22 protein-coding genes and 1 riboswitch are annotated in these 22089 nt (G+C 50.4%); all 22 genes read right to left on the bottom strand.

The features are described from left to right. Position 1: 1 nt before the first annotated feature. Complete coding sequence (locus tag AC50Y5_RS12295) at positions 2 to 1639, bottom strand: complex I subunit 4 family protein (protein ID WP_494860955.1); 1638 nt, start codon at positions 1637 to 1639, stop codon at positions 2 to 4. 1 nt (position 1640) lies between these two features. After that, positions 1641 to 3506: an NADH-quinone oxidoreductase subunit 5 family protein gene (locus AC50Y5_RS12300; protein ID WP_056036797.1), complete on the bottom strand. Its 1866-nt coding sequence runs from the start codon at positions 3504 to 3506 to the stop codon at positions 1641 to 1643. Between the two features lie 27 nt (positions 3507 to 3533). Beyond that, positions 3534 to 4190, bottom strand: coding sequence for an NADH-quinone oxidoreductase subunit K (locus AC50Y5_RS12305; RefSeq protein WP_056036794.1), 657 nt, complete (start codon positions 4188 to 4190; stop codon positions 3534 to 3536). 338 nt (positions 4191 to 4528) lie between these two features. Next, positions 4529 to 6757 carry a methyl-accepting chemotaxis protein gene (locus AC50Y5_RS12310; protein ID WP_494860958.1) on the bottom strand — a complete coding sequence of 743 codons (2229 nt, stop codon included), beginning with the start codon at positions 6755 to 6757 and terminating at the stop codon, positions 4529 to 4531. Between the two features lie 235 nt (positions 6758 to 6992). Then, on the bottom strand, positions 6993 to 7778 hold the full coding sequence (locus AC50Y5_RS12315; protein ID WP_056036787.1) for a tyrosine-protein phosphatase: 786 nt from the start codon (positions 7776 to 7778) through the stop codon (positions 6993 to 6995). Positions 7779 to 7866: 88 nt separating this feature from the next. Then, positions 7867 to 8265 carry a F0F1 ATP synthase subunit epsilon gene (locus AC50Y5_RS12320; protein ID WP_099518194.1) on the bottom strand — a complete coding sequence of 133 codons (399 nt, stop codon included), beginning with the start codon at positions 8263 to 8265 and terminating at the stop codon, positions 7867 to 7869. A gap of 24 nt (positions 8266 to 8289) precedes the next feature. Beyond that, the gene (gene atpD / locus AC50Y5_RS12325) at positions 8290 to 9693 is read right to left on the bottom strand and encodes a F0F1 ATP synthase subunit beta (protein WP_046231329.1); all 1404 of its coding nucleotides are present in this window, start codon (positions 9691 to 9693) and stop codon (positions 8290 to 8292) included. A 78-nt stretch (positions 9694 to 9771) separates the two neighbouring features. Then, positions 9772 to 10635 (bottom strand): ATP synthase F1 subunit gamma, encoded by an 864-nt coding sequence (atpG, locus tag AC50Y5_RS12330; protein WP_056036784.1) that lies wholly within the window; start codon positions 10633 to 10635, stop codon positions 9772 to 9774. 156 nt (positions 10636 to 10791) lie between these two features. Beyond that, positions 10792 to 12306: a F0F1 ATP synthase subunit alpha gene (atpA, locus tag AC50Y5_RS12335; protein ID WP_056036781.1), complete on the bottom strand. Its 1515-nt coding sequence runs from the start codon at positions 12304 to 12306 to the stop codon at positions 10792 to 10794. A 15-nt stretch (positions 12307 to 12321) separates the two neighbouring features. After that, positions 12322 to 12870, bottom strand: a complete 549-nt coding sequence (locus AC50Y5_RS12340) for a F0F1 ATP synthase subunit delta (protein ID WP_056036780.1) — start codon at positions 12868 to 12870, stop codon at positions 12322 to 12324. Next, a complete protein-coding gene (atpF, locus tag AC50Y5_RS12345; RefSeq protein WP_056036774.1) occupies positions 12867 to 13349 on the bottom strand; it encodes a F0F1 ATP synthase subunit B in 483 nt (160 codons plus the stop codon). The genes AC50Y5_RS12340 and atpF overlap by 4 nt, the downstream gene beginning before the upstream one ends. Before the next feature lie 89 nt (positions 13350 to 13438). Further along, on the bottom strand, positions 13439 to 13651 hold the full coding sequence (gene atpE, locus AC50Y5_RS12350) for a F0F1 ATP synthase subunit C (protein ID WP_056036771.1): 213 nt from the start codon (positions 13649 to 13651) through the stop codon (positions 13439 to 13441). 85 nt (positions 13652 to 13736) lie between these two features. Beyond that, positions 13737 to 14495, bottom strand: a complete 759-nt coding sequence (atpB, locus tag AC50Y5_RS12355; protein ID WP_056036768.1) for a F0F1 ATP synthase subunit A — start codon at positions 14493 to 14495, stop codon at positions 13737 to 13739. Between the two features lie 22 nt (positions 14496 to 14517). Continuing rightward, a complete protein-coding gene (locus AC50Y5_RS12360) occupies positions 14518 to 14886 on the bottom strand; it encodes an ATP synthase subunit I (RefSeq protein WP_056036765.1) in 369 nt (122 codons plus the stop codon). Next, positions 14879 to 15112, bottom strand: a complete 234-nt coding sequence (locus tag AC50Y5_RS12365) for an AtpZ/AtpI family protein (RefSeq protein WP_494860962.1) — start codon at positions 15110 to 15112, stop codon at positions 14879 to 14881. The genes AC50Y5_RS12360 and AC50Y5_RS12365 overlap by 8 nt, the downstream gene beginning before the upstream one ends. Before the next feature lie 189 nt (positions 15113 to 15301). Next, the gene (gene wecB / locus AC50Y5_RS12370; protein WP_056036762.1) at positions 15302 to 16450 is read right to left on the bottom strand and encodes a non-hydrolyzing UDP-N-acetylglucosamine 2-epimerase; all 1149 of its coding nucleotides are present in this window, start codon (positions 16448 to 16450) and stop codon (positions 15302 to 15304) included. Positions 16451 to 16489: 39 nt separating this feature from the next. Next, positions 16490 to 17119 (bottom strand): uracil phosphoribosyltransferase, encoded by a 630-nt coding sequence (upp, locus tag AC50Y5_RS12375; RefSeq protein WP_046231319.1) that lies wholly within the window; start codon positions 17117 to 17119, stop codon positions 16490 to 16492. 122 nt (positions 17120 to 17241) lie between these two features. Further along, positions 17242 to 18345 (bottom strand): UCP032817 domain-containing protein, encoded by a 1104-nt coding sequence (locus AC50Y5_RS12380; protein ID WP_494860965.1) that lies wholly within the window; start codon positions 18343 to 18345, stop codon positions 17242 to 17244. Between the two features lie 196 nt (positions 18346 to 18541). Beyond that, on the bottom strand, positions 18542 to 19789 hold the full coding sequence (gene glyA / locus AC50Y5_RS12385) for a serine hydroxymethyltransferase (RefSeq protein ID WP_172455458.1): 1248 nt from the start codon (positions 19787 to 19789) through the stop codon (positions 18542 to 18544). 131 nt (positions 19790 to 19920) lie between these two features. After that, entirely contained in the window at positions 19921 to 20544 is a 624-nt protein-coding gene (locus AC50Y5_RS12390) for a TIGR01440 family protein (RefSeq protein ID WP_494860967.1), read from the bottom strand. Between the two features lie 75 nt (positions 20545 to 20619). Beyond that, positions 20620 to 21072, bottom strand: a complete 453-nt coding sequence (rpiB, locus tag AC50Y5_RS12395) for a ribose 5-phosphate isomerase B (protein ID WP_056036754.1) — start codon at positions 21070 to 21072, stop codon at positions 20620 to 20622. 154 nt (positions 21073 to 21226) lie between these two features. Next, positions 21227 to 21307: riboswitch (ZMP/ZTP riboswitch) on the bottom strand. A gap of 97 nt (positions 21308 to 21404) precedes the next feature. Further along, a complete protein-coding gene (locus tag AC50Y5_RS12400) occupies positions 21405 to 21983 on the bottom strand; it encodes a low molecular weight protein arginine phosphatase (protein WP_056036752.1) in 579 nt (192 codons plus the stop codon). Between the last annotated feature and the right edge of the window lie 106 nt (positions 21984 to 22089).

Genomic DNA, 22089 nt, shown 5'->3' on the forward strand with positions numbered 1-22089 from the left:
CTTATCCCTCCATCCTGCCTGCCAGCAATTGACTATAAAGCCCCGTAATGCTTTGCTGCACCGTATCGGTCAAAAATGACGGGAAGCAGCCGAGCAGCACGATAAAAGCAAGCAATATAATCATCGGTGCCGCCTCAATAAGGCGGGCATCCTTGAAAGCCGAATGCCGCTCATCCATCGGTCCGAAACTTATCTTCAGCAGGCCTCTCAGCATATAAGCGGCAGTGAGCACGATTCCCGGTATTGCGGCAGCAGTGAGCCATGGCATCGAATCGAATAAGCCGAGCAGCGACAGTAAAACCCCGGGAAAGCCAGCCAAGCCGGGAATGCCGATAAGCGACAGACCCGCGGCCATGAGTATGCCGCAAATAAACGGAAGCGAGCGGGCCAAGCCGCCAAGCTCGGAAATTGCCGTTGTTTTTGCCCTCTCCTGCAAGCTGCCGACAACGAGCCATAACAGGGCAAAGCATAAGCTGCCCGCCATAAGCTGAAAGATCGTCCCTTGCAGCCCCGTCTCATTAAAGGCGGCAATGCCAAGCAAAATGAATCCCATCTGGCTAAGCGTGGCATAAGCAAGCAGCTGCCTCATATCCGTCTGGCGCAGAGCCAGCAAAGCCCCGTACAGAAGCTGAATAATGCCGATTACAGCGAGAGCCGGGGCCATTTTCTCCGCTTGCTCTGGAAACAAAAATACACCATAGCGCAGCAGTCCATACGCCCCGGCAGCCGGCAGCAGACCCGAAATAATCATCGCGACCGGTATTGGTGCGCTGGCCTGCGCTTTCATTAGCCATGTATGAAATGGCAGAAGCGGCATAAACAACCCGAAGCCGATGAGCTGCAAAATAAACAGCGCCATCTTCACACCTTCGGACAATGGCGCTGCGGCAGCCGCTCTCACATCCGGCACCTCTTGGCTCATTGCCATCTCTCCTGCAAGCAGTCCACGGGCGATTCCGCCGTATCCTCCGCTGTATACCGCCTGGAGCTGCTCGCCAGCCTTTTCAACACGAAGGCCCGCCGTACAGGTCAAAATGAGAAATACGACAAGCAACAGCATAGAACCTAGCCCTGCCCCAGCCAATAGCCGATTCGCCGTCCGCTCACCGTCCGGATTGCCCCATATGCCCAGCAGAAAATAAAGCGCGACCAGCGCGGCCTGTAAAAATACGATAAACAGCAAAACATCCCTGGCGATAAAAAGCCCCAGCAGTGAAGCTTCCAGCCACAGCAGCCAAAAATAAAACGCTTTGCGCCGCTTCCTAAGCTGAACAGCAGTTACAGCAGCGAGCCCCGTCACCAGCGCGGCGGCAAGCAGCAACGGCAGCGAGAGCCCGTCTACCGCAACCGTGTAGGAAAAGGATAATTTTGCTTCGCTATATACTTGTCCCACAGTTGAAGCAAAAGGGAGCGGGACCTCAATCCACGGATACTGCTCCGTATAAGCGCCGCCCCCTTGCTGTTGATTAAATGTCGCATATAAAAAAGCGGCGAAAAGCAGCGGAAGCAGTGCCGCAAGCACGGCAAGCGTCTGCATCGCTCTTCCTTGACCGGATGGCGTGAGCAGGATAAGCAGCATGCCGGCAGCAGGGGCCAGCCACATTAAAGACAAAAGCGGCAGCTCTGTCAAAAATGCCATTTTACCACTCCCCCTTTGCAGCCATGATGATGATCGTGATGACCAGTCCAAAAATGATCGCTAGTCCCATTCCTCGAATCGTACTGCGAAGGCTCCAGCTAACAGCCAGCCTCCCCATCGCATACAACAGTCGAGCCGCCAGCTGGAGCGGCATGCCCATCGCATGTTCAATCGCCGCTAATGCCTCACCAGCAGCGGCAAACGGCTGCTTGATCGCACTCGCTTTGCCTGCTGCCCATCCAGCAGAAGCATCCTTCAGCTGATTTGGGTCAGAGCGCATCGCGCTCGCCTCACGTTTGTTTTTCAGCCATCCGAGCCAAGCGCCGCCTATAAGGATTGCAGTAGCGGCCAGCATTAATCCTAAGGACATATTGCCTTGCGCGCCAACCGCTTCCCCATCGAGCCATCGTTCAGGCAAGCTGCCCCAGACCAATTGAAAGAAGCTTGAAAGGACAACGATCGCGGCAAGCGCAATTACCGAATAGCTCATAAGGCGCGAACGCTTATGGCCTTGATCAAGCACGGCCGTTGCAGTTGAACGCGGCTTCCCTTCAAATATAAGAAAATACATGCGGGACATGTAAGCCGCGGTCAAAAGCAGTACAAGCATCATCGCAGCCAGCCACAATAGATGCCGCTCTGATGCTTCCGCCCAAATCGACTGCTGCAGCCAAAAGCCCGTGAGCGGGGGAATGCCGCATAAAGCCAGGCCGCCAATGAAAAACGTCCACGCTGCAAGCGGCATTTGCTTGCGCAAACCACCCATGCTCCCTATATCCGCTGTTCCAACTGCCTTCAATAGTTGACCTGCTGCCAGTACAAGCAGCGTTTTGCAAATTGCATGGACCAGCACATAAAGCATGCTGCTTGTGGCGGCCCCTAGGGCGAGCGAAAGCTGAACGATACCTAGCTGGCTGATCGTCGAATAGATCAATATTTTCTTCACATTCCGCTCCATTAGCGCCCTTGCAGCAGCATAGAGCGCTGTCGCAGCGCCAATATAGAGCGCTGCGTCCGTTACGGCTGGAGCCGATTGGAAGATTTCTGTCGTTTTGGACAGAAGCAGCGCTCCTGTCATCATGCCTGCTCCTTGCAGCAGCGCGCTCGCTGGAGCAGGAGCCTGCTCAGCACTGCTCAGCCAAGCGTAGAGCGGAAACTGCGCAGCCATTCCTGCCGCCGCAAGCAGCAGCAAGCTTGCGATCAATGCCGTTATATTTTTCGCAATCGCACCAGATTGCCCTTCAAATACGTTATGTATAGCAGCAAAATCAAGCGCATGCTCCGGCATAAACCAGAACAGCATCAGCGTTGCAAGCAGCAATCCCGCACTCGCTAAACGCATCATTATAAAAGCTTTCTTGGCAGCCGCACGCGCCGCGCTCTTCGCGTACCAGAAACCAAACAATAAAAATAGACTAACGGAGGCAAGCTCCCAGAACAAATAAAACGCCAGTACGTTATCTGCGAGAGTTAGTGCCAGCAGCGAGAAGGTGAATAAGGACATATAACTGTAGAACACCGTCAAGCGTTCATCCTTCTTCATATAACCAGCGGCATAAATATGAACCAATACGCTCAGCAAGCTGACACCTACCAGCAGCAGTGCGCTCATACTGGTAACCTCAAATCCAATTCGCAGCGTAAGGCGATCTATCGAAATCCAGTTAAAGCTATCATTATAATCGACTGCCCTATAGCGGAATCGCTCAATCCATACCAGAAGCGACAACAGCAGCGAGGCAGCAGCGCCTCCTGTTCCAACCCAGGCGCCAGCAGAATGAGACCCTCGGCCAAGCGCCAGCAGGATCAAAAAAGAAGCTAGCGGCAGCAGCGGAATAAGAAAAGCAGCCTCAGCATACATTTGCATCTGCTACGATCACCTCCTGTTTAACTATTATTCATGATTAGAGGTGGTGGAGTCTCGTTTGTATAATACAATTAATACGGCCGCTCCAATTGAAGCCTGCGCGAAAAAAACTACCAAAGGAAGCGTTCGAAGCCCTTCTGCTATTCCTTGCACATATAAGCTTAAAGCAGCAATGTTCAACTGGGCTCCGCATAAAATGATACTTACACACAACAAGGCCACCAATGAATTTCTTTTGACAATTGCCCCGTACACACCAATAGCCATCAGCGTCGCCGCCGTCATCAAATGGGCAGGGAGCAGCGGCATTTCTTCGCCAGAATAGGGCATCTTAACAATGACACACATCAGAATAGCGAGCAAAAACGGAATGCCTGCAGCAGCTGCCATTTCCCGGGAAGCGATTCCAATCGACCGGTTATGCCGGCCTATTTCCGAATGCCTCCTAATTTCTGACCCTAGCAAAATTCCCATTGTTCCCACATATAGAAGTGCCTGAAAAAGCGCAATCAGACCGGCATCCAGCCGGACGAGCAGCCCTGAATTTCCAATAATCGTCAACACTACGCCCAGAGCCAGCCTAGGCAGCATTCTGGCATGAATCATAATGATAGAGCCCGTCACAACAAGGGCCGAATAAAGGAAGAACGCGGTTGTTTCTGCCGTAAACCATCCATTAAACAATGAACCGCACTCTCCCTCTCCTAAGTTTAACACAAAAGGACCGAGCTAATCATAAGCGTCGGTCCTTGTAAAAAAAGGGATTTGCCTCGCCAATGCATGCCTGCTTAACCTGGCGTTATCGTCCCTTTGGCGTCACCTTCAACTATCCGATGAAAAAGGGTTGAATTTTGCTGCTTTTCTAATCTAATAATAGTTACAATTATAACAAATGCTCCCACTACCGTCTATGATGGAGTTTTAGGTGCACCCCTAGCAAAAAGGCCTGCCAAACCGCTGGAAACCGCGATTCGCAAGCCTTTTTCCACTCTACTATTCTGTTATTGGGACGCTCTGGGCCACTATCTGACTCTAGACTCTGTTAATTTGAATTGGCCCACGAGCTGTTGAAGCAGCATTGTAATAGATTCGACATTCGTTGAGGTATGGCGAACGTTGTCCATCTCCACAATCAACTCCTGCACTTGTCCTTCCACATCAGAGGAAACCGAGCGGTTTTGCAAGCTGACTTCGGCAATTTGCTCCATCAGTTTTACCACTTCCTCTACAACCTGCGTTTTGCGCTGATCGTCCGCCTGCGCCGATTGAAGTGTGCGGGCTGCTGCAGCAACGAGATCAGTACCCTCTTCTACAACCTTCGTACCCTCGTCCATTGAATGATAAGCCTGCTCGGCTTCTGAATAAATTTGCCGCGTAATGCCGTGCACTTCCTCTGTCGATTTCTTCGTCAACTCCGCCAGCTTGCGGATTTCGGAAGCAACGACCGCGAAGCCTCGGCCCTGCTCACCAACACGCGCCGCTTCAATAGAAGCATTAAGTGCCAGCAAATTGGTTTGCGACGATATCTCCTCAATCACTTGAAGCACATCGCGAATTTCTTCAACCGTCTTCATGAACTTGCGAATCGTACCGTTCGTATCTTCTACCTTGGTGGAAATATGCTGCATCTTCTCCCCAATGCGGCCAACCTCGCTTTGCGCCACCGCAATTTGCTCGGCCGCTTGGCGCTCCAGTACAGATAGCGTATCGCGCATTTCACCCGCAGCATTTTTTGCCTTGTCGATATCCTTCAACTGGTGACGAATGCTGCCAATCATATGGCCCACCTTGCTGCCTACACGCTCCGTTGACAAGGCGGTATGGGCAGACGACTCATTCATGACGGACTGGCTGCTCAGCACCTCGGCAGCGGTGAGCTTCACCTGCAGCATAATGCCTTCGAGTGAATCGATCATATTGTTAATCCATTTTGCCAGCTCCTGCGTCTCGTCGCAATCGAACTCTTTCGTCGACAGCCGCTGGGTCAAATCACCTTTCCCCTCGGCATTAATGCGAATAAATCGGTTGATCCGCTCTAGATGCCCAGTTACCCGCTGCGATTCCTTGCGCTGCACCGACATCGCAAACAAAACACCGAACAGCAAATTAAATCCGCCAAGCACAGCTGCTGCTCCCCATAGCGGCATATAACCGATGACTAGAGAAGCAAGCAGAAACGTTAGAACGCTTTGCAGCAGCGCTGCATACATTTGCAGCTTGCGCTGCCGCCAGCCAATACTGCGCAGCCGATACACCTCTTCCAGATCGCCCTCGCACATCATCCCCCATAGATCAGGGCAATGCGGCATTCGGAAGGTGACGCCTTTGCCGATGACGGCAATATGGCGATAGTCCGAGTAGCCAGGAAACTGAACGAACAAATTGCTGCCATTGCGAATGGTTCCTGCGACGCCAGGATGCAGCTCTCCCGTTGCTGGATCGGTAAAAACAATTTCCAACTCGGTATGCGCCTTAATCGACACGGTACCCCAGTCTGTCGTTACGCCATCCTTTAAATTTTCGCCATGGGTGAACGTACGGTCCTCAAAGCGGCTTCGGGATAACGCTGTACCGGGTACGATATTACGCTGCAAACTAGGCTCGGCCATAAACAAATAATTATCGCCCGAATCTGGATATACATGTCCTGACTCGCGCTGGATCAAATCGCCCAGCACATCATTAGGCACTCTCCCGCATAACGTTCCGACCCGTCTGCCATTCACAAGCAGCGGCTGCATAAACATAATCGTCATTTTGTCGTGAAAAGAGGAGGTTCGGGCCCCTAGCTTGAGTGTAATTCCGTCTTCGTAAGGACCAAAAAAACAGCGTTTGCCTGCTGAATCGCCTTTTTGGGAAAACTGCATGCCCGGAGACAGCGCGCTGCCCTCTCCATAATGTGTGCCTATATGTGTGGGATAGGTGGAGTGAGCTACATGATTGTGGTTGTCTAGGAGGAACAGCTCCGTAAAATCCATACCCCTCGCATAGGATCGTTCGAGCAAAGGAGCTATCCACTTCTGCTGTTCCTTAGAGAATGCAGCAGCTTGCAATGCGGATAGGCCATCCGATAATTGATTCGACAGGCGCTCCATATGCCCCCAATACTCATCCGCCCATTGCAGCAGCAGCTCTTTGCGAGTATCTGCAACACCTTCGAAAATGTGCTCGACATCTTCCTTAATGCCAGAATTGAGCTTCCATGATACCCACAGTGGAAACCCCGTCCTTGTACCTAGCCAATCAAACATACGCACTCCCCCTATGCCCTTCCTTAATTTTCTTGTATGTAAAGTATATTAACATACATTTGAACCGTTTTCCTAGGAGAATGTTAGCTTTTATAACCAAAAATGTTGATTTAAATGTGATATGAGTGAAAAAAAACCAATCATCTGTACGAATTCCGTACAATTGATTGGTTTACTCATTAAATTGAATGATTAGTTCAAAAGGCTCATTTGATATGGATAAACGAAAATCCGCTTATTTCTTGAAAAAAGCTTTCAAAGCTTGCCAGCGGTTTGCCACTGCCCCGCCTTGCCACTCTGGTGCATCAGCAAGAGCATCGCCCCTTAACAGCGAAGCAGCATTTTGCTGAAAATAGTCCGACCACTCCGTGCCCATAACTTTCTGTATCCGGTCATAAGCTTCCTTCAACCTAAATCCTCTGCGCTCCACATGATGCGCATCAGAGGACACAAGATGAATGAGGCCCGCTTCACACAGCTTCCATGAAGCCCGCTCTACCGTCTTGCCGAAAGCGCCAAGCAAGGAATGGCTCGTCACTTGGCCAAATGCCCCCAAACGAACAAGCTCTGCCAGCCGCTCAGGCTGCTGAATGATGGCTGCGTTCCGCTCTGGATGAGCGATAACCACATGAATGCCAAGCAGTCCAAGCTCATAGACGGTCTGCTCCGTATTTTTCGGAATATGGGAGGATGGCAGCTCCAGCAGCATGTAGGATGAACCCGCTAGCGTCAGCAAGCTTCCTTCCTGAAAGTGGTCGAGCAGCTCCCGGTGCAGCCGAACCTCCTGACCGGCATGTACGACAATCGGAATATTCAGCTCCTGAAGTTGCTTATTGAGCGTACGGGTCAGCTCTTCTACAACTTGAGCCGGATTCACATAACGACCGTTATGGTGATGGGGGGTTGCGATAATCGTTCTGATTCCCTCGGCAGCAGCCGCTCTTGCCAGCGCAAGCGAATCCTCCAGGCGGGCCGCACCATCATCAATACCGGGAAGAATATGTGTATGAATATCAATCATAGTGGGGGGCTCCTCTCCTGCTGTTTTATTTACAAAAAACACCGCTAACGCCTCTTACAGGACATTAACGGTGTTTGGGTATCAAATATTATTTATGCGCTATGCCGATACGGTTCATTGCACGCTGCAAAGCAAGCTCCGCACGGCGGAAATCGATCTCATCGCGTTTGGCAGACAGAAGCTGCTCCGCGCGTGCTTTCGCTGCCTTCGCACGATCAACATCAATATCGGTCGCAAGCTCGGCACTTTCCGCCAAAATAACGATTTTATCTTTACGAACCTCGATAAAACCACCATTTACAGCAATTACATCAACTTTTCCATCGCGCTTGATTACAACTGGTGCAATACGAAGCTGTGTTACGAGTGGAATGTGGTTTGGCAATATGCCAAGCTCACCTTCAACACCTTTTACACTAATCATATTCGCATTCTCCGCGTACACTTTACGCTCAGGAGTAACGACTTCTACCAAAAAGGTACTCATGTGGATTCCTCCCGCCTTTCGCTACTACAGCGTTTTGGCTTTCTCCACGGCCTCTTCAATCACACCTACATACCGGAAAGCTTCTTCCGGAAGGTCGTCATGTTTGCCCTCGAGAATTTCTTTGAAGCTGCGCACGGATTCTTTAACTGGTACATATTTACCTTTAATGCCTGTGAAAGGCTCGGCAACGTGGAACGGCTGGGACAAGAAGAGTTGAATTTTACGTGCGCGAGCAACGGTCAATTTATCTTCCTCGGACAGCTCATCCATACCAAGAATCGCGATAATATCTTGAAGCTCTTTATAACGCTGAAGAATTTTCTTAACGCCTTGAGCTACATTGTAATGCTCTTCGCCAAGAATATCCGGGCTAAGGATACGGGAAGATGAAGCAAGTGGATCTACCGCTGGGAAAATACCCATCTCGGAAATTTTACGCTCAAGGTTAGTCGTTGCATCCAAGTGGGCAAACGTCGTAGCTGGAGCTGGATCCGTATAGTCATCGGCAGGTACGTAGATCGCTTGGATCGATGTAACCGAGCCTTTTTTCGTTGAAGTAATACGCTCTTGCAGTTGACCCATTTCAGTTGCCAGCGTTGGCTGGTAACCTACTGCGGAAGGCATACGGCCTAGAAGGGCCGAAACCTCGGAGCCTGCTTGTGTGAAACGGAAGATGTTATCGACGAACAGAAGCACGTCTTTGCCTTCCTCATCACGGAAATATTCAGCCATTGTCAGACCCGTTAGAGCTACACGCTGACGTGCGCCTGGCGGCTCGTTCATTTGTCCGAATACCATTGCTGTTTTGCTAAGTACGCCGGAGTCTTTCATCTCGTGGTACAAGTCATTACCCTCACGCGTACGCTCACCAACACCTGCGAATACGGAAATACCGCCGTGCTCTTGTGCGATGTTGTTGATCAGCTCTTGAATCGTTACCGTTTTACCTACGCCCGCGCCGCCGAAGAGACCGATTTTACCGCCTTTTGCGTATGGTGCCAGCAAGTCGATAACTTTAATTCCTGTTTCGAGAATTTCCGATTGTGTCGACAATTCGTCGAAAGCAGGAGCTTCACGGTGAATAGGAAGATTGATTGAAGAAGTAGCATCGCCAGCTTCATCGATCGGTTGTCCTAGTACGTTAAATACACGGCCGAGTGTTGGAGCGCCAACTGGAATCGTGATTGGAGCGCCAGTATCAATGGCTTCAGTACCGCGTACAAGACCGTCCGTTGTGCTCATTGCTACAGCACGAACTTTATTGTCACCGAGGTGAACAGCGACTTCAAGCGTCAGATTAATATCTACACCGCCATTTTCGCCCTTCTTCTCGATTTTGACAGCGTTCAAAATTTCCGGCAGGTTGCCGCGTTCGAACTCTAGATCGACGACCGGACCCATGACGGATACAACGCGTCCTTTTTTCATGGTATTCCCTCCTGGTTCCTTCTTGTTACTAGCCGGCAGAGCAGCCTCTCTCAGGCTTCTGGCGGCGTAGTGTGTTACCTAAGATTGAGCATTTGCTCCTGCAACGATCTCGGAAATTTCCTGTGTGATTGCCGCTTGACGAGCACGGTTGTACGTAAGCGTCAAATTGCTGATCATCTTCGTCGCATTTTTCGTCGCACTGCCCATAGCCGTCATCCGGGCGCCGAACTCACTTGCCTTGCCGTCCAGCAATGCGCTGTAAATAAGCGTCTCCGCATATTTAGGCAGCAATGCCTCCAGCACGCCTTCCGGCGATGGCTCGTATTCGTACGCTGCTGTTGAAGCTGCGCTTCCGTCTACCGATTCAAGCGGCAGCAGGCGCATTTCCGTAGGAATTTGGGTAATGGCATTAACGAATTTATTGTAATACACATACAGCTCGTCAAAAGTGCCGTCGGCAAATTTCTGAACTGCTGTTGAAGCTACGATCTTGATATCTGCAAACGTAGGAGCATCCGGAAGACCCGTTACTTCTTCTACGATCGGCATATTGCGACGGCGGAAATAATCCCGGCCCTTCTTGCCGATGACGAACAATACGAAATCATCGTTCGACTTATGCTTGCTGCGAATCGTGTCCGTTACCTTACGAAGCACGTTGGCGTTGTAGCCGCCTGCCAGACCGCGATCAGACGTGATGACAAGATAACCTGTCTTTTTGATCGGACGGGTTTCCAGCATCGGGTGTTTAACGTCTTTCGTGCCAGCAGCGATGCTTGCCACAACTTCCTTCAGCTTTTCTGAATACGGGCGGGATGCCTGTGCAGCTTCCTGCGCTCTTCTCAGCCTGGAAGCCGCGACCATTTCCATCGCCTTCGTAATCTGCTTCGTATTTTGTTTGCTCTTGATTTCGCGTTTAATATCGCGCATACCTTTAGCCATTTGGTTTCACCCGCCTTTGTTGCCTCGCAGCTCTCCTGTACGCAAGCCCGGATAGAGCCGCACAAGCTATAAGGGATGGCTGCGAAGCCTAATGATTGGTACGAGCGGCATATATAAGAACTTAGAGGAACCTATCGTTCCTCTCAAGCTCCAAAATTAAGCCGATACGGCAAAGCTTTTCTTAAATTTGTTGATCGCATCAACAAGGGCTTTCTCGTTATCAGCAACCAGATCCTTCGTATCGCGGATCGAATTGCCGATTTCCGGGTGATTGGAATCGAGGAACGCCAGGAATTCTTTCTCAAAGCGCAAAATGTCGGCAACCGGAATTTCATCCAGATGACCTTTAACCGCAGAGTAGATCGAGATTACTTGCTTCTCAACCGGCATCGGCTGGTTAACGCCTTGTTTCAGAATTTCCATTGTGCGAGCACCACGGTTTAGACGGGCAAGCGTTGATTTATCAAGGTCGGAACCGAATTGCGAGAACGCTTGAAGCTCACGGTAAGCCGCAAGGTCAAGACGGAGCGTACCGGCAACTTTTTTCATCGCTTTAATTTGTGCAGAACCGCCGACACGGGATACCGAGATACCAACGTTAACCGCTGGACGTTGACCGGAGTAGAACAGGTCTGCTTCCAGGAAGATTTGACCGTCAGTAATCGAAATAACGTTCGTCGGGATGTAAGCCGATACGTCAGAAGCTTGAGTCTCGATGAAAGGCAGGGCAGTCAAGGAACCGCCGCCTCTTGCATCGCTCAGCTTAGCTGCGCGCTCAAGCAAACGGGAGTGAAGATAGAATACGTCACCTGGGTAAGCTTCCCGACCCGGTGGACGGCGAAGCAGCAAGGAAAGCTCACGGTATGCTGCCGCTTGTTTCGACAAGTCATCGTAAATAACGAGTACATGCTCGCCTTTGTACATGAAGTATTCGCCCATCGAGCAGCCTGCATAAGGAGCCAGGAACAAGAGTGGAGCTGGCTCGGAAGCGCCCGCAGTTACAACGATTGTATATTCCAAAGCGCCATGACGGCGAAGCGTTTCTACAACGTTAGCAACAGTGGATTGCTTTTGTCCGACAGCGACATAAATACATTTTACGCCATTGCCTTTTTGGTTGATGATCGCATCAATTGCGATAGCTGTTTTACCTGTTTGACGGTCGCCGATAATAAGCTCACGTTGGCCACGGCCAACTGGAACCATTGCGTCGATCGCTTTAATACCTGTTTGCATAGGCTCATGAACCGATTTACGGTCGATAACGCCTGGAGCTGGAGATTCAACCGGACGGGAATGCTTCGTGTTGATTGGACCCTTGCCGTCAAGCGGCTGTCCAAGCGGGTTCACGACGCGGCCCAGCAGCTCTTCGCCAACTGGAACTTCCATGATACGGCCTGTACGTTTTACTTGATCGCCTTCACGAATGTCCTTGTAAGGACCGAGAATAACGACACCGACGTTGCTTTCTTCAAGGTTCAATGCCATGCCGACAACACCGTTGGAGAATTCGAGCAATTCGCCTTGCATCGCATTTTCCAAACCGTGAACGCGAGCGATACCGTCACCGATGCTAATAACGGTGCCAACATCCACGACTTGAATTTCGGATTTATATTGTTCGATCTGCTGCTTAATCAGCGTGCTGATTTCATCAGGTCTGATACTCAATTCGCTCACCCCTATCTACAGTGCTTTAGATTTTAACTGTTTTTCTAACCGTTCAAGCTTGCCAGACAAGCTTCCATCGTAAAGGCGGTCGCCAATGCGGACCTTCACTCCACCCAGTAGGGCAGGCTCTACGACTTGCTCAGCAATAATAGTTTTGCCTGTCAATCCGCCAAACTGTGCTGCAACCTCTGCCAGTTCCGCGTCATTCAAAAGACGAGCTGTATATACCGTCGCATGCGCTTGCTTAAGCACATCGCCTGCGATTTTTGTAAATGCTTCGTAGATTTCCACAATTAGCTCCTGACGCCCGCGCACAAAAACCAGCTCCAGCGTATTCAGCAGCAATTCGGAAATGCTTCCGCCGAAAGCGGCTTTAAGAACAGCCAGCTTCTTCGAAGCATCAATATTCGGATAGCTTAGAAATTTACGGATTTCCAAATCTTCTCCAAGCGTTTGTGCAATAGCTTGCAGCTGCTGCTCTACCTCAGAAATAATGCCGCCTTGCTGTGCAAGCTCGAACAACGCTTTGGCGTAGCGCTTCGCTACCGCTGCGTCCCGGCTCATTTGCCGCTTACTTCTTTCAGGTATTGATTAACAAGCTGCTCTTGCGATTTCTCGTCAACTTGCTTCTCAATGATTTTCGAAGCGATTTGAACGGAAATACCGCCAACTTCAGAACGAAGTGCTGCAATTGCCTTGTTTTTCTCACTTTCGATGTCTTTAAGAGCATCATCTTTCAAGCGCGACGCTTCTGTCTTAGCAGTGTTCACGATCTCATCGGCTTGCTTGCTGCTTGTAACTCTTGATTGCTCAATAATTTCATAAGCCTCTTTACGAGCCTGCTCAAGAGCCGCTTTCTGCTCAACCATTTGCTGCTCAGCTTGCTTACGGCTGGATTCAGCTGTATTCATCTGTTCAAGCACGAGTTGTCTCCGTTTCTCCATAACGCTGAGCAGCGGACCGAATGCGTACTTGTTCAGCAACCAGTACAATACTAGAAAAGCTACTATCGCATATACTGTCGATTCCCAATGCCATCCCATTAAAGACACTCCTTTCCTACCACAAAATTGTCTAAATCACAACGAAGGCGAAGAGGGCTAGGCCTTCCCCGCCAGATGCGTGTTTTGAATTATTTAAAGAATGCAAGGAAGCCGATAACTACGCCGATAATCGGCACAACTTCGACGATACCTACACCGATAAACATTGTTGTTTGCAATTTGCCTTGAAGCTCAGGCTGACGAGCGATACCTTCAACTGTTTTGCTGACGATCATACCGTTACCTACACCTGCGCCAATTGCGGCCAAACCAACTGCCAATGCTGCTGCCAATACTTCCATTTTAAAAATCCTCCTCAATAATATCTCGTTTTGGTTTTGTATTGCTGACCTAGGGGGTAATTAAATCCTAGGCATAAAGCTTAAATTAATGGTCTTCCTCGTGAATTGCAGCCTGTGAAATGTACACCATCGTAAGCATAGTGAACAAGAAAGCCTGAATCGCACCGACAAAGATACTAAATGCTTGCCAAGCAGCGAGGAACGGAGTTCCGATAACTCCCAGCATCAATATGGTCGAGATCAGCACTTCGCCCGCATAAATGTTGGCGAATAGCCGTAGTGCCAAAGTTACTGGCTTCGAGATTGTCTCGATCAAGTTGATCGGCAGAAAAATTGGGAACGGATGGAAATAGTGTTTCACGTAATGCTTGCTGTTCAATCTCACGCCCAGATAATGCACGAGGATGAATACGATCAGCGCCAGACCAGCCGTTACGGAAAGGTCAGCCGTTGGCGATTTCCACCAAGCCAGCTCCAAATGTCCACCCTTCTCCTGAAGCAGCTCCTCTGTAATACCTAGTGCCGGGTAAGCGTGATGGACATCCGTCACGATACCGAAAGGCAAACCAAGCAGGTTGGAGATGAAAATAAACATAATCAACGTCATACCCAAGGAAATGAAAGGCTTGACGCGGTTAAGCGGCATTGCGCTGGAAATCAGATTGTGAACAAATTCGACGACCCATTCCAAAAAGTTTTGCATCTTGGAAGGGTTGTCCACCGATAAATTGCGCACAGCAAGTCTCGCCACAACAAAGGTGATGATGGCGGAAACCGTTATCGCAATAAACGTTGAAATGTCGATCTGTAGCGATCCGAGCTGCCACACCGGAAATTCATGCATGTAAAATTCTCACCCCTTTCCACTAAAGTTTATTTCTATTATGAATATAAGCTGCTACCAGAAGAATAAAAGGCATAACCATACAGCCAATTAATGCGGCTGGCATGCTGAAGTCTTCCGGAAAGCGATAAGCAACCATGGCAACCAGCAGCACCATAGCGATGCGGCTTCCAAGTCCCATACCCATTCTGCGAGAGGTTCCTCCTGCTGCTTTAAGCGTAATCATTTCCACTCTGCGCCTCAGTAAAAACGCATTCATGAAACTCGCTGCAAGACCCAGTAGAAGACCGAGTGCGGCTGTTCGCAAGTTCGGCATAAACGCCCAGACAAGCAGACATACACCCATCACGAAGAGCAGTGACCTTACTGCAGTGTTCATTATTTTATCCATCGGCATCCTCCATTACCTTCTTCACAAGCAGAATGCCTGAGAGAAGACCGACAGCCAGACCGACCAGTATGCCTCCAACCGTCCAACCCGAACCTCCGCCAAAGCGTTTACCGAGCGACGATCCGAGAAAGTACCCTAAAAAGATACAAATAGCGACTTGCAGTCCGAGTCCGCCGACAAGACCTGCGGCAAACAGCGGATTGTCTCTTCTGTTCTTTTTATCCATGGCCCATACCCCTGTCAATCCTCATTTATTTTATCCAAGCGGCGCAAGGTTTGTCAATTGATAATCCTGTATAGTTTTACTGTACAGATTGCCCAAAAGCCAGTCAAATCAAGCCCTCAGAGCCGACAAAACCATACAGTACAACTGTATGCTGTGCATTGCGCCGCTATTTATAAGACCATGTGTAAACTATGAACGTTGTGTGAACGGATCGGGACGCTCAGAATTTCTTCCAAAATGATGCAGCAAAGCTTGCACGATACGTGTCGAAGCTTGTCCATCACCGTATGGATTTGCCGCATGGCTCATCTTTTCATACAAGGAAGCATCGTTCAGCAAGGCGCTGGCCCGGCTGTAAACAACCTCTTCATCCGTACCTACAAGCTCAAGTGTACCCGCCTCAATGCCCTCAGGACGCTCTGTTGTATCGCGCAGCACCAGCGTTGGCACTCCAAACGAAGGAGCTTCCTCCTGCAGGCCGCCGGAATCGGTCAAAATCATGTAGGCATGTGGATAAAAATTGTGGAATTCGAACACATCCAGCGGATCGATAAGCTGAATACGCGGATGTCCGCCGAGAATTTCGGTTGCCGGTTCTTTGACGGCTGGATTCGGGTGAACGGCATACACAATGGCAATATCTTCATGCTCATCGGCAATGCGTTTTACCGCACGGAAAATATTGCGATGAGGCTCGCCCAGCGACTCGCGGCGATGCGCCGTCATCAAAATCATCCGTTTGCCTTTCGCCCAGTCGATAACCGGATGAGCAAAGGAAGGATCAACCGTGTACTGGAATACGTCCGTTGCCGTATTGCCCGTAACATAAATGGTCGATTCCGACTTGTTCTCCTTGAGCAAATTGCTTGCCGACCAAGAGGTTGGAGCAAAATGCACATCGGACAACACGCCTGCAAGCTGGCGGTTCATCTCTTCCGGGTACGGGGACAGCTTATTCCAAGTCCGAAGGCCCGCTTCCACATGGCCAACCTGAATTTGCTTCAGGAAAGCCGCGTAGCTGGCAAGGAACGTCGTCTGCGTGTCGCCATGGACAAGCACGATATCCGGCTTCGCTTCCGTCAAAATCGGATCAAGGCCCTCCAAAACGCGCACAGTCGTTTCCGTTAGCGTCTGGCGGTCCTTCATCACATTCAAATCATAATTTGGCTGGATTTCAAAAAAATCTAGCACCTGATCGAGCATATGACGGTGCTGCGCAGTTACGCAGACGATGGATTCAATATCGTCCGAGTGCTTGTTCAGTTCGAGAACAAGCGGCGCCATCTTAACTGCCTCCGGGCGCGTACCGAAAATAGTCATTACTTTTAATTTGGACAAAACAATTCACTCCTATAATCTGCTTGCGCCAGGCAGGCGCTAATTGGTGCCGAACATGCGGTCGCCCGCGTCGCCAAGACCTGGAACAATATAGCCCTTCTCGTTCAGACACTCATCAAGCGCAGCAATATAAATATCGATGTCCGGGTGCGCTTCCTGTACTGCCTTCACGCCTTCAGGCGCGGCAATTAGACACATCAGCTTAATATGCTCGCAGTCGCGTTTTTTGAGCGCAGTAATAGCCGCGATTGCGGAGCCGCCAGTTGCCAGCATCGGGTCTACAACAACGAGCAGACGATTCGGAGCATCCGTTGGCAGGTTGATATAATATTCCGTTGGCTGGAGCGTTTCATGATCGCGGAACAAGCCGATATGGCCAACCTTCGCAGCAGGAATCAGCTTCAAAATGCCTTCTACCATGCCAAGGCCGGCGCGCAAAATGGGAACAAGCCCCAGCATGCGTCCCGATACGACCTTCGATGGCGTCTCAGCAACCGGCGTCTGTACGGTAATCGTTTCAAGCGGGATGTCCCTTGTAATCTCATATGCCATTAATGTTGCTACTTCATCAACCAGTTCCCGAAAATCTTTCGTATTCGTATCTTTATTCCGAATAAAGGTCAGCTTATGCTGGATTAACGGATGGTCGCAGATGACCAATTTGCTCATGGAGCGTTATTCCTCCTGTGTGATAACTTATTTCTGTATCAGTAGACACAATCCCGTATATTATAGCATTGTAAAAGGCCTGTTGCATCCTGTGATTTTTCTCTTTGAAAAATCGTCCGTTTTTAGCTGCTGCAGCCACCGCCACAGCCTCCACCGCCGTCTCCTCCACTGGAGCCTCCGCAGGAGCTGGATGAATCGCTGCCACTATCATGGCCACCGCTATCATGACCCCCGTCAGAATCATGACGGTCATGTGTGGAGCCCAAGCCGTCACAGCCGTATGTCGAGGACCCGCTGCCATTCGCTTCTCTCTGGGCCTTTGTCTGCGCTGCATTCATCTGCTCGGCAAAATCATTAGGAGATGAAGCGGAGATGGAGTGGAAAATGAGCATGCCGGACAGCATGCCCGTCGCTCCGATTACAGGATCATAGCCGCCCTTCCAGGAGGAAGAGGCGCCTACCGGATAAGGCTTAACTTGCTCATCATCGCTATTATGAAGCTGCGATTTCAAGCGCCACAGCAAATAATCGATCGTCTTCTGCATATCGGGATAGGCCCCAGCGGATTTGGCATTAAACCATTTTTCCGTCAATGCCTGCTCGGATTGCCCGGCAAACTCATCCGCCCAATCGCGAGGAAGCGGCGTCTTGAAAAATGCGCCCCACACCCGTCCGCTTGCCGGCGTTTGCTGGAAAAGCTCGCCGTATACCCAGTCAAACCAGGCCCGGCCATCGACATTTGGGCGCTCATTTTCGGCATGCGGAGCATGATGAATCAGCCCGCCGCAGAAGGCAGTGCAAAACTGCTCGTACTCCCGTGTAAACATGAGCATTTCATGCCAAATGACATCGGCCCTGCTGCTATACATCGGCACGCCGCGCAGCAGGCCGCACATTAGGAAGAAGCGCTTCAGCTCGAAGAAGGTCCATTTCCATTCCTTATCGGACAGACTCGGCAGCTGCTTGAGCACGCGATCCTTAATCCGGCTTTCAAAGTCACTCGTAAGGGCGGCCTCAAGACGTTCAGCAGCTGGACGGGCAGGATGCTCGTAAGGCACGCCTAATGCAAGCGGCGGCTCCTCAGACGGCCATGAAGCTAACGACAAGCTTCGCTTGCCCGGCGAATGGCCAGTATCATTTCTTTTTCGCGAACGATTGGATTGAGTTATGCTTATGATTACCAGGAATACAACAAAAATCAGAACGACAAGAATCGTATTGCTCATGGTTGTACCATCACCCTCCAATTAGCATAGTCTGTACTATTGTAGCATGCCGAATGGATTTTCTGCATATTATATCTACCATAAATGAATAAAAATTCCTTTTAATAACGTGACGACAGCCCTCAAACGCTTGTTTACACGCAAAAATACCGCATAGAGGCCGAGGCCCCATGCGGCATTTTTCAAAAGTTAAAAATTAGTATTTCAATTCTGGATAAAGCGGATATTGCGCAGTCAGATCGCGAACGATTTGACGGGATTTTTCAAGCGTCGCCTCATCCTTTGGATTTTTCAGCGTTACAGCGATCACTTCGCCGATCACTTTCATCGCTTTCTCATCCATGCCGCGCGATGTCGCTGCAGGTGTTCCAAGACGGATACCGCTAGTAATGAACGGGCTAGTTGGATCGAAAGGAATCGCGTTTTTGTTAGCTGTAATACCGATTGAATCCAGTACGTGCTCCGCCTCTTTGCCTGTGATGTTCAGGGAACGCGTGTCGATCAGCATCAGGTGGTTGTCTGTGCCGCCGGATACGATGTTAATGCCTGCTGCAACGAGTGTATCGGAAAGAACCGCCGCATTTTTCACAACATTTTGCGCATACGTCTTGAACGATGGCTGCAAAGCTTCGCCCAGTGCCACTGCTTTAGCAGCAATAACGTGCATCAAAGGACCGCCTTGTGTGCCTGGGAATACCGCTTTGTCGATCGCAGCTGCCCACTCTTTACGGCAAAGGATCAAGCCGCCGCGAGGACCGCGAAGCGTTTTGTGCGTTGTCGTTGTAACGAAATGCGCATGAGGCACTGGGCTCGGGTGAAGACCAGCAGCTACAAGACCTGCAATATGAGCCATATCTACGAAAAATAGGGCGCCTACATCGTTGGCGATTTTAGCCATTTTTTCGAAATCAATAATGCGCGGGTACGCAGATGCACCAGCTACGATCATGCGAGGGCGGTGCTTGAAGGCCGCTTTGCGAACTTCTTCATAATCAATCGTGAAGGAATCTTCATTTACGCCGTAAGCTACAAAATTGTAAAGCAAGCCGGAAGCGTTAACCGGGCTGCCGTGCGTCAAGTGGCCGCCATGAGCCAAATTCATGCCCAGTACCGTGTCGCCAGGCTTAAGCGCCGCCAAATAAACAGCCATGTTCGCTTGTGCGCCGGAATGCGGTTGTACGTTGGCATGGTCTGCGCCAAACAGTTCTTTTGCACGATCGCGTGCGATATCTTCCACGATGTCGACATGCTCACAGCCGCCGTAGAAACGCTTGCCTGGGTAGCCTTCTGCATATTTGTTCGTCAAAGCAGAACCCAATGCTTCAAGCACAGCTTCGCTTACGATATTTTCCGATGCGATTAGCTCGATGTTATCGCGTTGACGCTGCAATTCCAGTCCCATTGCTTTCAAAACTTCCGGATCTTGTTTACGTAGATTTTCCATTATAAATGCCTCCTTAGTTGTGTGTGCTTGTTATATAGATAAGGATTAAGCATGATAGACTCGTCAGATATTTGTTCTACGGGTTACATGCTCCATCCGCCAATAATAAAATCTTTATAGAATGCTTGCGATTAATCGCATGTCCCAGCTGATTGCTTCGGAGACAAGACAACAGCATCACGGCTGTCTGCCACACCGTCCAGCTCATACACCGCTCGTACACCGCCAATAAGCTTTGGCCGCGTAACCGCCATCGTGACATGCGCCTCGCCAATGCTGCGAATCGAAGGCCGCACCGGAACCGCCACTCTGCGCAAATGCATACCGATGAAAGTATCGCCGATATCTATTCCAGCATGCGCGGCTACCGTCTCAACGAGACAGGCATCGCTGATATGCCGATACGCATAAGCCGCCATAGAGCCGCCCGCCTTCGGAACGGGAATCGCCGCAACCTGCTCTAGTCCGTAACGTTCAGCCGCTGCACGCTCGATAACGAGCGCGCGGTTCAAATGCTCGCAGCATTGATACACCGGATAAAAACCAATATCGCGGCGCACAGCCTCCACTCCAGCGAAAATTTCCGCAGCAGCTTCCAGCGTGCCTGACGTCCCGATGCGATGGCCCAGCACCTCGCTCGTACTCGTGCCGATGACGAGAAGCTGTCCAGCCCGCAGGCTGCCCGCTGCCGCAAGCTCGCGAACGACCGTCTCTACTGCGCTTGCTATCGCTATCGTTTCCTCGTTTGCTTCCATAGCAGGCGGCCTCCTTGTCTAACTAACCGTATCCATGCAAGCATGGAACAAAGCCTTCTTACTTGTTGATTTAGCTTAAGCGTTATATTTTTGCTCGATTTGGCCTACTTTATGAATGCGTCCCGCATGACGCTCGCCGCCGGAGAATGGCGTGTCCAGCCAAATACGAAGAATTTCCTGTGCAACCCCCGGTCCAATGACCCGCTCGCCCAGTGCAATCACATTCGTATCATTATGCTCGCGCGTCGCTTTGGCGGAAAATAAATCGTGCACCAGCGCGCAGCGGATGCCTTTAACCTTATTAGCGGCAATCGACATGCCAATGCCTGTTCCACAAATGAGAATACCGCGATCCACTTCCCCGTTTGCCACCTTTTCTGCTACAGGCAGTGCATAATCCGGGTAATCGACCGATTGATTGCAGTCGCAACCGAAATCTTCAATTTCGTGACCAAGCGATAGCAGAAATGGTACAATTTCGTCCTTCAGCCGGTAGCCGGCATGATCGGCGCCAATGGCAATTTTCACGTATAAACCTCCTCCAAAGTATGACGATGCTGCACTTGCAATGATACTTGCGGCGCTCGGCACATGAACTCCGCTTCCGCAATTCGGCGCTTTTATTATACCTAAATTTGTCCTAAAAGACGAAAAAAGAGCATGACATGCTCTTCAGCATGCTGCTCTTTGCCCAGGCGACCGGCCGTATGTTCCGATGCTCCACCGTGGTTACCCACTTCCGTCGCCAGTCACATCGGAAACCGTATATCTGTACTCATCATAGCCGAATTTTTGTGAAAAATCAATCGGTTCCGCGCCTAAATTCGCGCTTTTACATTTGCGCTGCCACAACCATTCGCTTATTCCTGCTTTAACCGCAAGAGCAGCTGCTGCAAGCAGCTACGAATTTCCTCGGCGCAGCTTTTGTAATTACCGAGTGTTCCGCCAAACGGGTCTATAATATCAAAGCTTGGTATACGGCGCTCCAACTCCAGCAGACGATTGCGTTCGCCATCCGTCAGCTGCTGTCCCAGCGTCTGCTTCATGTGCAGCTCCGTATACAGCCGCTCCAGTTCCTTAATGTCTGCCAGTACGCCCGTATCTTGATTGACATACTCTTTGAGCGTGTGCGCTTTATCAACGGCTTCTGGGAACCATTGGAGCAGTCCTCTTTTGTGGCTGGCGGTCATCGTCAGTACGAGGTCAGCCCATTTTACCGCTTCTGCTGTCAGCGCGCACGAAGAGCTCTGATGTTCAATGCCATAACCGCGCAGCACCTCTGTCGCATGGCCGGAAACGGCCAAACCGTCAATGGTCGAGATGCCTGCCGAACGCACTTCTACTGCTACACCCTGCTGGCCCGCCATATTTTTGAGCATCGCCTCCGCCATCGGAGAACGACAAGTATTTCCCGTACAAATGAACAAAATGTGCTTCACGCCGCATGCCCCTTTCTATGTGTATCAAGCGTAAACGGCTGATGCCATCCTTTGATGGCAAAGCTTCCGTTTCGCGATGAAATATAAGCCTATTTATACATGTAAA

The organism is Paenibacillus sp. JT22N7 (genome assembly GCF_059383875.1).

Excerpts from the sequence above, each read along its gene's own strand:
- AC50Y5_RS12295 (WP_494860955.1), bottom strand. The coding sequence starts at position 1,639 with ATGGCATTTTTGACAGAGCTGCCGCTTTTGTCTTTAATGTGGCTGGCC.
- AC50Y5_RS12300 (WP_056036797.1), bottom strand. The coding sequence starts at position 3,506 with ATGCAAATGTATGCTGAGGCTGCTTTTCTTATTCCGCTGCTGCCGCTA.
- AC50Y5_RS12310 (WP_494860958.1), bottom strand. The coding sequence starts at position 6,757 with ATGTTTGATTGGCTAGGTACAAGGACGGGGTTTCCACTGTGGGTATCA.
- AC50Y5_RS12315 (WP_056036787.1), bottom strand. The coding sequence starts at position 7,778 with ATGATTGATATTCATACACATATTCTTCCCGGTATTGATGATGGTGCG.
- AC50Y5_RS12320 (WP_099518194.1), bottom strand. The coding sequence starts at position 8,265 with ATGAGTACCTTTTTGGTAGAAGTCGTTACTCCTGAGCGTAAAGTGTAC.
- atpD (WP_046231329.1), bottom strand. The coding sequence starts at position 9,693 with ATGAAAAAAGGACGCGTTGTATCCGTCATGGGTCCGGTCGTCGATCTA.
- atpG (WP_056036784.1), bottom strand. The coding sequence starts at position 10,635 with ATGGCTAAAGGTATGCGCGATATTAAACGCGAAATCAAGAGCAAACAA.
- AC50Y5_RS12340 (WP_056036780.1), bottom strand. The coding sequence starts at position 12,870 with ATGAGCCGGGACGCAGCGGTAGCGAAGCGCTACGCCAAAGCGTTGTTC.
- atpF (WP_056036774.1), bottom strand. The coding sequence starts at position 13,349 with ATGGGATGGCATTGGGAATCGACAGTATATGCGATAGTAGCTTTTCTA.
- atpE (WP_056036771.1), bottom strand. The coding sequence starts at position 13,651 with ATGGAAGTATTGGCAGCAGCATTGGCAGTTGGTTTGGCCGCAATTGGC.
- atpB (WP_056036768.1), bottom strand. The coding sequence starts at position 14,495 with ATGCATGAATTTCCGGTGTGGCAGCTCGGATCGCTACAGATCGACATT.
- AC50Y5_RS12360 (WP_056036765.1), bottom strand. The coding sequence starts at position 14,886 with ATGGATAAAATAATGAACACTGCAGTAAGGTCACTGCTCTTCGTGATG.
- AC50Y5_RS12365 (WP_494860962.1), bottom strand. The coding sequence starts at position 15,112 with ATGGATAAAAAGAACAGAAGAGACAATCCGCTGTTTGCCGCAGGTCTT.
- upp (WP_046231319.1), bottom strand. The coding sequence starts at position 17,119 with ATGAGCAAATTGGTCATCTGCGACCATCCGTTAATCCAGCATAAGCTG.
- AC50Y5_RS12380 (WP_494860965.1), bottom strand. The coding sequence starts at position 18,345 with ATGAGCAATACGATTCTTGTCGTTCTGATTTTTGTTGTATTCCTGGTA.
- glyA (WP_172455458.1), bottom strand. The coding sequence starts at position 19,789 with ATGGAAAATCTACGTAAACAAGATCCGGAAGTTTTGAAAGCAATGGGA.
- AC50Y5_RS12390 (WP_494860967.1), bottom strand. The coding sequence starts at position 20,544 with ATGGAAGCAAACGAGGAAACGATAGCGATAGCAAGCGCAGTAGAGACG.